The sequence below is a fragment of the Pseudonocardia sp. Ae717_Ps2 genome, assembly GCF_001932475.1.
Lineage (GTDB): Bacteria > Actinomycetota > Actinomycetes > Mycobacteriales > Pseudonocardiaceae > Pseudonocardia.
Map to the genome: position 1 here is coordinate 3,340,338 of NZ_MCIS01000001.1, position 9,285 is coordinate 3,349,622.

General features: G+C 78.2%; 1 pseudogene. It reads right to left on the minus strand.

The annotated features are described in order from the left end of the window. Positions 1 to 277: 277 nt before the first annotated feature. A pseudogene (locus Ae717Ps2_RS39095) lies at positions 278 to 9,277 on the minus strand (SDR family NAD(P)-dependent oxidoreductase); the annotation flags it as partial. Positions 9,278 to 9,285: the final 8 nt, after the last annotated feature.

The following is a 9,285-nucleotide window of genomic DNA, read 5'->3' on the forward strand; positions in this document are numbered from 1 at the left end:
CGGGCGCGCAGCTCCCCGCCGGCCCGCTCGGTGTCCCGGCGGCCGCGTCCGCGGCGGCCCGGGCGCCGGGCAGCGCCGACAGCAGCGGCGACGGGCGCAGCGACAGCAGCGAGGTGAGCAGCTGGGGGCGGGCCAGCTCGGCGACCACCGGGGCGGCGGCCGGGCCGTCGGCCGAGCGCCACAGCGCGGACAGGGCCAGCGCCGGGTCGAGCGCGGTGGAGCCGGAGCGGCGACGGGCCCGGTCCGCGTCGTCGCCGGCGGCCATGCCGTCGCCGGCCCATGCCCCCCAGGCCACCGACACCGCCGGCAGGCCGTCGGCGCGGCGGGCCGCCGCGAGCGCGTCCAGGGCGGCGTTGGCGGCGGCGTAGTTGCCCTGGCCGGGGTTGCCGACCGCGCCGGCGACCGAGGAGAACAGGACGAACAGCGCGACCGGGTGGTCCCGGGTCAGCTCGTCGAGCAGCCGCGCGGCGGTGACCTTGGTCCGCCACACCGTGTCGAACCGGTCCGGGGTCAGGGAGTCGAGCGCGCCGTCGTCGAGGACACCCGCGGCGTGCACGACGCCGTCGACGGGGTGTGCGTCGAGTACGCGGGCCAGTGCGTCGCGGTCGGTGACGTCGGCGGCGACCAGGACCGGCTCGGCGCCGAGCGCGGTCAGCTCGGCGGACAGCTCGGCCGCTCCGGCGGCGTCGGGGCCGCGGCGGCCAAGCAGCACCAGCCGGCGGGTGCCGCGACGGGCGAGGTCACGGGCCACGTGCGCGCCGAGCGCACCGGTGCCGCCGGTGACCAGGACGCAGCCGGGAGCCGGGGCCTCGGCGGTGGCGCCGACCGGGTAGGTGACCAGCCGCCGCCCCAGCACGCCGTTGTCGCGCACCGCGACCTGGTCCTCTTCACCCGCACCGGTGAGGACGGCGACGAGCCGGCGGGCGGCCCGGCCGTCGAGGTCGGTGGGCAGGTCGGCGAGCCCGGCCCAGCGGGTGGGGTGCTCGAGCGCCGCGACCCGGCCGAGCCCCCAGAGCGCGGCGCGCTCAGGGACCGGAGCGGGGTCGGCGCCACCGGTGCCGACGGCGCCGCGGGTGAGTGTCCACAGCGGCGCGTCGACACCGGCGTCGCCGAGGGCCTGGACGAGGGTGAGGGTGCCGGTGAGCGCGCTGTGGGTGTCGGGGTGCAGTCCGAGCAGGGACACGACGCGGTCCGCGCCGGACCCGGCCGAGCCGACCAGGGCGGCCAGCGCGCCGCGGTCGGCGAGCGCCACGTCGTCGACGGCGACCGGCCCGGCCACCGTCGCACCGGCGTCGCGCAGCGCCGCGGCCACGGCGGCGGTGTCGGGATCGGTGCCGGGGTCGGCGGTCCGGGCGACCAGCAGGACCCGGCCCGGTCGCGCGGGGGCGGCGGGAGTGACCGGCTCCCAGGTCTCGCGGAACCGGACGGCGTCGACGGCGCCCTCGGTGCGGCGGCGCCGCCGCCAGGCCGACAGCGCCGGGACGACCGCGGAGACCGCGTCGTCGTCGAGGTCGAGGGTGGCGGCCAGCGACTCCAGGTCGCCCTGCTCGACGGCGGCCCAGAACGCGGACTCCCCCGGGTCGGCGCCGGTGGCGCGGGCGGCGGGGTCGAGCCAGTACCGGTCCCGGCGGAACGGGTAGACCGGCAGGTCCACCGGCCGGGCCGCGGTCCCGTCGAACCACGGGCCCCACCGCACCGGCACGCCCGCCACGTGGAGCCGGGCGAGCGCGGTGGCGAGCGCGGTCTCCTCGTCCCGGTCGCGGCGCAGCGTCGGGACGATCCCGTCGGCCAACGGTGCCAGCACGGCGTCCGGACCGACCTCCAGCAGCGTGTCCGCCCCGGCGGCGCGCGCGGCGTCGACGACGTCGGCGAACCGCACCGTGGCCCGCACGTGCCTCACCCAGTGGGCGGGGTCGGTGATCTCGTCCCCGGCGAGGGCACCGCCGGTCCCGGACAGCACCGGGATCCGCGGCGCGGACAGGCGCAGCCCGGCGACGACGCCGGCGAACCGCTCCAGCACCGGATCGACCAGCGGCGAGTGGAACGCGTGCGACACCGGCAGCCGGGTGCCCTCGACGCCGAGCCGGACGCGGACCGCCTCGACGGCGGCGGCCTCGCCGGAGAGCACCACCGAACGGGGTCCGTTCACGGCCGCGACGTCGACGAGTGCGGTGCCCGCGGCCGCCAGCGCGGCCCGGGCGGCGTCCTCGGTGACCCGCAGCGCCACCATCACGCCCCCCGCGGGCAGCTCCGCCATGAGCGTGGCGCGGGCGGTGACCAGGGCGGCGGCGTCGGCGAGCGAGAGCACACCCGCGACGTGGGCCGCGGTGATCTCGCCGACCGAGTGGCCACCGACGGCGACCGGGCGGACCCCGAAGGACTCCAGCAGCCGGTACAGCGCGGTCTCCACCGCGAACAGCGCCGGCTGGGTGACCGCGGTGTCGGCCAGTGCGTCGGCGTCGGTGCCCCACATGACCTCGCGCACCCGTGGGTCGAGGACCGCCAGGGCCTCGTCGAGGGCCGCGGCGAACACCGGGAAGCGGGCGTGGAGCTCGCGACCCATCCCGGGGCGCTGGGCGCCCTGCCCGGAGAACAGCAGCGCCGGGCGCCCGCCGCCCGCGGTGCCGCGGGCGACCTCGACGGGTGCGGCCGCCCCGTCGCGGCCGGCCAGCAGCACGGCGCGCCGGTCCAGGCGGGTGCGGCGGGTGGCGAGGGTCAGGCCGGTGTCCAGCGGGTCGGTGCCCGCGGCGGTCACCCGCGCGGCGAGCGCGTCGAGGGTCTCGTCGTCGGCGGCCGACAGCGGCCACGGCACGACCGCGGGCACCACGTCGGGGGCGGGCGCCGCCTCGGGCGGTGTCTCCGGCAGCGTCTCCGGCGGGGCCTGCTCGACCAGGACGTGCGCGTTGGTCCCGGACAGCCCGAAGGAGGAGACGCCGATCCGGCGCGGACGCCCGGTCGAGGGCCACGGCGTGTGTCCGGTGAGCAGCGACACCGCGCCGTCGGCCCAGTCGACGTGCCCGGTGGGTGCGGCGACGTGCAGGGTGGCGGGCAGCTCGGCGTGCTGCAGCGCCAGCACCGACTTGATCATTCCGGCGACGCCGGCGGCGCCCTGGGTGTGGCCGAGGTTGGACTTCACGGTGCCGAGCAGCAGCGGGTGCTCGCGGTCCCGGCCGTAGGTGGCGATCAGGGCCTGGGCCTCGATCGGGTCGCCGAGCACCGTCCCGGTGCCGTGTGCCTCGACGGCGTCGACCTCGGCCGGGGCGAGCCCGGCGTCGGCCAGGGCGGCGCGGATGACGCGCTGCTGGGCGGGCCCGTTGGGGGCGGTGAGCCCGTTGGAGGCACCGTCGGAGTTGAGGGCGGTCCCGCGCAGCACGGCGAGCACCGGATGTCCGTGCGCGCGGGCGTCGGACAGCCGCTCCAGGACCAGCATGCCCGCCCCCTCGGACCAGCCGGTGCCGGACGCGTCGTCGGAGAAGGCGCGGCAGCGACCGTCCGGGGACAGTCCGCCCTGGGCGTCGAACCCGACGAAGTTCATCGGCGTCGACATCACGGTGACGCCGCCGGCGAGGGCGAGGGAGGTCTCGCCGCTGCGCAGCGACCGGACGGCGAGGTGCAGCGCGACCAGCGACGACGAGCAGGCCGTGTCGACGGTCAGCGAGGGCCCCTCCAGACCGAAGGTGTACGACAGCCGCCCGGACATGACCGCGGCGGCCAGCCCGGTGCTGGCGTGTCCCTCGACGTCCTGGTCGGACTGCACGACCAGGTGCGTGTAGTCCTGGCCGTTGGTGCCGACCCAGACCCCGGTGGCGCTGCCGCGCAGCGAGGCCGCGTCGATGCCGGCCCGCTCCAGGGACTCCCAGGTGACCTCCAGCAACTGGCGCTGCTGCGGGTCCATCGCGGTCGCCTCGCGCGGGGAGATCCCGAACACCGCCGGGTCGAAGGTGGTGGCGCTGTCGAGGAACCCACCACGGCCCTCGACCCCGGCGAGCGGGCCGTCGGCCCACCCGCGGTCGGTGGGGAACCCGGTGACGACGTCGCGGCCCTGTGCGAGCAGCTCCCACAGCTCCTCGGGCGAACGCACGCCGCCGGGGAAGCGGCAGCCCATCCCGACGACGACGACGGGGTCCGCACCGTCGGCGGTGCGGACGACGGTGGCCGGGGTGGCGGAGGTGGCGCCGAGGATCTCCTCGAGCAGCAGCGCGGCGACCGCACGTGGGGTCGGGTGGTCGAACACCAGCGTCGAGGGCAGGGTCAGCCCGGTCGCGGCGGCGAGGTGGTTGCGCAGCTCCAGCGCGGTGAGCGAGTCGACGCCCAGGCGGCGGAACTCGGCGTCGTCGGTGATCGCGGCGGACGAGTCGTAGCCCAGGACCGCCGCGGCGGCGTCGCGGACCAGCGCGGTGAGCCGGTCGGCCCGGTCCTCGGGATCGAGTCCGGCGAGCCGGTCGGCCCAGTCGTGCGCGGTGCCGCCGCGGCCGTCGGCGGCGCGGCGGCGTCCGGTCCCGGCGAGCACGCGCAGCAGCGCGGGCACCGCCCCGGTCGGTGCCGGCGCGGCGAGGGCGCGCGGCAGGACCGCGAGGACCGGCTCGTCGAGGCGCAGGGCCGCGTCGAACGCGGCGAGGCCCTGCTCGACGCTCAGCATCGGGGCGCCGGCCGCGGTGATCCGGCGGGTGTCGGCGAGGGTGGCGGTCATGCCCGCGTCCTGCGCCCAGGCCCCCCAGGCCAGTGAGACGGCGGGCAGGCCGTGTCCGCGGCGGTGCGCGGCGAGCGCGTCGAGGGCGCTGTTGGCGGCTGCGTAGTTGCCCTGGCCGGGGGCGCCGAGCATGCCCGAGACCGAGGAGTAGAGCACGAACGCGGCCGGGTCGAGGTCGGCGGTGAGCTCGTGCAGGTGCCAGGCGGCGTCGACCTTGGGGGCGAGCACCGCGTCGAGCCGCTCCGGGGTGAGGGCGGCGACGACACCGTCGTCGAGGACGCCCGCGGCGTGCACCACCGCGGTGAGGGGGCGCTCCAGCCCGTCGACGACCGCGGCGAGCGCGGCCCGGTCGGCGACGTCGCACGCGTGCACGACGATCCGCGCGCCCGCCTGCTCCAGCTCGGTGACGAGGTCGGCGGCGCCGGGGGCCCCGTCCCCGCGGCGGCTGAGCAGGGTGAGGTGGCGGGCCCCGCCCGCGACGAGGTGACGGGCGAGTTCGGCGCCGAGCCCGCCGGTGCCGCCGGTGAGCAGGACGGTGCCCTCGGGGTCCCACGGCCGTCCGCTGCCGGAGCCCGCGGGAGCGGGTGCGGGGACCAGCCGCGGGGCGCGGACGGCCCCGTCCCGGACGGCGACGGCCGTCTCCCCCGCCGCGAGCAGCGCGGGCAGCCGGGGCAGCAGCGCGGCGGAGGCGGGGCTGTCGTCGGTGTCGACGAGCAGGATGCGGCCGGGGTTCTCGGTCTGGGCCGAGCGCAGGAGTCCGCAGGCGCCCGCGGCGGCCGGGTCGTCGCCGCCGGTGGCACCGTGGGTGCGGACCAGCAGGGCTCCCCCGCCGGCGCGGGTGTCGTCGCCGTCCGCGGCGAGGTGGGCCTGGACCGCCGCCAGCGCCCGCGCGGTGAGCGCGTGCACCCCGGCGGCGCCGGCAGAGGGGTCGCCGGTGAGGTCGAGCACGGTGGGATCGAGCACCGTGGGATCGGGCACCGTCGGGCCGGCGGCGGGGAGCTCGACCGGCACCCAGTCGGTGCGCAGCAGCAGCCCCGCCGCGTCGTGCGCGGCGGTGGTCGCGGAGTCCGGGCGCGGCGCCGGGCCCAGCGTCACCGGGCCGGTGGTGAGCACCGCCGCGCCGGTGACGTCGGTGGCGGCCAGCAGTACCGCGGTGGCGGCTGTGGCGGTGCCGTCGGTGCCGGCGGTGCGGTCCCGGGTGATGCGGACCCGCAGCACCGACGCGCCCGCGGCGTGCAGCCGCACGTCCCGCCAGGTGACGGGGGCCAGCGCGGTGGGGCCGTCGAGGACGACCGGGTGCAGCGCGGCCTCCAGCAGCGCCGGGTGCAGGCCCCAGGCGTCGCCGTCCTGCTCGGGCAGCGCGATCTCGGCGAACAGGTCGTCGTCGCGGCGCCAGACCGACCGCACACCGGCGAAGACGGGCGCGGCGGGCAGCCCGGCCGCGGCGAGCTCGTCGACGGCCGGGGCGAGGTCGGTGACGACGGCACCGGCCGGAGGCCACGCGGTGTCGGTGGTCGCGGCCGGGCCGGTGGTTCCGGGCGCGGCGAGGGTGCCGGTGGCGTGCCGGGTCCAGGGGCCCTCGGTGCCGTCGTCCGGGCGGGCGTGCAGGTGCAGCGGGCGGTTCCCGTCGGCGTCCGGCGGACCGACGCGCAGCTGCAGCCGCATCGCGGTGCCCGCGGGCAGGTGCAGCGGCGGGTCGACGGTCAGCTCCGCCACGCCGGCGGCCCCGACGGTGTGCGCGGCGTGCAGCGCGAGCTCCAGCACGGCGGTGGCGGGGAGCAGCCCGGGACCGTCGGCCGAGGCCAGCCACGGGTGGGTGGCGGTCGACAGCGACCCGGTGAGCAGCACCTCGTCGGACCCGGCGACGGTGGTGACCGCCCCCAGCAGCGGGTGCCCGGCCGGGGACACGCCGAGGCCGGCGGCGTCGGCGACCCGCACCGACACCTCGGGCCAGAACCGGCTGTGCGCGAACGCGTAGACCGGGAGGTCGACCGGCCGGGCGCCGGTGCCCTCGTGGACCGCCGCCCAGTCGACGGGGACCCCGGCGGTGTGCAGCCGGCCCAGGGCGGCCAGCAGCGCGGGCTCCTCGGCGCCGGTGCGGCGCAGGGTGGGCACCAGCTCGGCGGTGCCCGCGGCGCTCGCGGTGAGCGCACCGCTCGGCCCGGCCTCGACGAACACCCCGGCCCCGGCCGCGGCGAGCGCGGCCAGTCCGTCGGCGAAGCGGACGGTGCCGCGCAGGTGCCGCACCCAGTACTGCGGGTCGCACAGCTCAGCGCCGACGAGGCCACCGGTCAGGTTGGACACCACCGGCAGCGTCGGCCGCCGGTAGGTCAGGCTCTCGGCGACCGACCGGAACCGGTCGAGGACCGGGTCCATCAGGGGCGAGTGGAACGCGTGCGAGACCGGCAGGCGGGTGTGCCGGAACCCGCCCGCGATCGCGACGACCTCGTCCTCCGCGCCGGACAGCACGACCGCGGACGGGCCGTTCACCGCGGCGATCGCCACCCCGGGGGTCAGCAGCGGTCGCACCTGGTCCTCGGTGGCCTCGACCGCGATCATGGCGCCGCCGGGCGGGAGCGCGGCCATCAGCGCGGCGCGGGCGGAGACCAGCCGGCAGGCGTCGGCCAGCGGGAACACCCCCGCGACGTGTGCGGCGGCGATCTCGCCGACCGAGTGCCCACCGACCATGTCCGGGACGACACCGAGCGAGCCCAGCAGCCGGTACAGGGCCACGTGGAAGGCGAACAGCGCGGGCTGCGCCGACCCGGTGTCGTCGGAGACGGTGTCCAGGGCGTCGGCGGGCAGGCCGAGCTCGTCGAGCACCTCGGCGAGGGCGTCGGCGAAGACGGGGAAGCGCCGGGCCAGACCGGAGCCCATTCCGGCACGCTGCGAGCCCTGCCCGGAGAACAGCAGCGCCGTCCTGGGCCTGCCGGTGACCGTGCCGGTGCAGGTCCCGGGGGTGGGGGCGCCGTCCAGCCAGGCGGCGAGGGCGTCGCGGTCGGCGACGGCGAGCCGGTGCTCGAACGCGGTGCGGGTGGTGGCCAGGGCGCAGGCGACGTCGAGCGGGCGGACACCGGGGCGGGCGTCGAGGTGGTCGAGCAGCCGCCGGGCCTGACCGGCCAGCGCCTCGGAGCGGCGCGCGGACAGCAGCCACGGCGGGGTGGCCGCGTCCGGGTGGCGGGGTGCGTCCTGCGCGGGGGGCTCAGGCTCGGGAGCCTGTTCGAGGACGAGGTGGGCGTTGGTGCCGCTCACCCCGAACGAGGAGACGGCGGCGCGCCGGGGCCGCCCGGTCTCCGGCCACGGCCGGGCCCGGTCGAGCAGCTGGATCCCCTCGGTCCACTCCACCCGGGTGCTGGGCCGGGTGACGTGCAGGGTCTGCGGCGCGACGCCGTGCCGGACGGCCTGCACCATCTTGATCACGCCGGCGACCCCGGCCGCGGCCTGGGCGTGGCCGAGGTTCGACTTGACCGAGCCGAGCAGCAGCGGGTGCTCGCGGTCGCGGCCGTAGGTGGCCAACAGCGCGCCGGCCTCGATCGGGTCGCCGAGCACCGTGCCGGTGCCGTGCGCCTCGACGACGTCGACCTCGCCCGGCCCGAGACCGGCCCGCTCCAGCGCCGCGCGGATGACCCGCTGCTGGGCCCGCCCGCTGGGCGCGGTGAAGCCGTTGGAGGCGCCGTCGGAGTTGACCGCGGACCCGCGCAGCACCGCGAGCACCGGGTGCCCGTGCGCGCGTGCGTCGGACAGCCGCTCCAGCAGGACGAGTCCGGCGCCCTCGGCCCAGCCGGTGCCGTCGGCGTCGTCGGAGAAGGAGCGGCAGCGTCCGTCACGGGCCAGCCCGCCCTGGCGGCTGAACTCGACCAGTGAGCCGGGGGTCGCCATCACGTTGACGCCGCCGGCGAGCGCGAGACCGCACTCACCGGCCCGCAGCGCCTGCGCCGCCAGGTGCATCGACACCAGCGACGACGAGCAGGCGGTGTCCACGGTGACCGTGGGGCCCTCAAGGCCGAGCTCGTAGGACAGCCGCCCGGAGACGGCGCCGGCGGCGATGCCGGTACCGATGTCGCCGGTGGCGTCGTCCATCGAGCGGATGAGCAGGTGCGCGTAGTCCTGGCCGTTGGTGCCCACGTAGACGCCGGTGCGGCTGCCGCGCAGCGTGGACGGGTCCAGCCCGGCGCGTTCGAAGGTCTCCCAGGCCAGCTCCAGCAGCAGCCGCTGCTGCGGGTCCATGGTGACCGCCTCGCGCGGGGAGATCCCGAAGAAGCCGGGGTCGAAGTCGGCGACCCCGTCGAGGAACCCGCCCTGCAGGCTGACCTCGGTGCCGCGGTCGTCGACGGTCCCGGCGTGCAGGGCGTCGAGGTCCCAGTTGCGGTCGGTGGGGAACCCGCCCACGGCGTCGCGGCCGGAGTCGACGAGCTGCCAGAGCTCGTCCGGGTCGGTGACACCGCCCGGGAAGCGGCAGCCCATGGCGACGATCGCGACGGGCTCGTTCGACGCCGCCCGCAGGTCCCGGTTCTGCCGGCGGAGCCGCTCGGTCTCCTTGATCGATGCCCGCAGGGCGACGACGACCTTCTCCGAGGGGGTGCTCATCAGGTCAG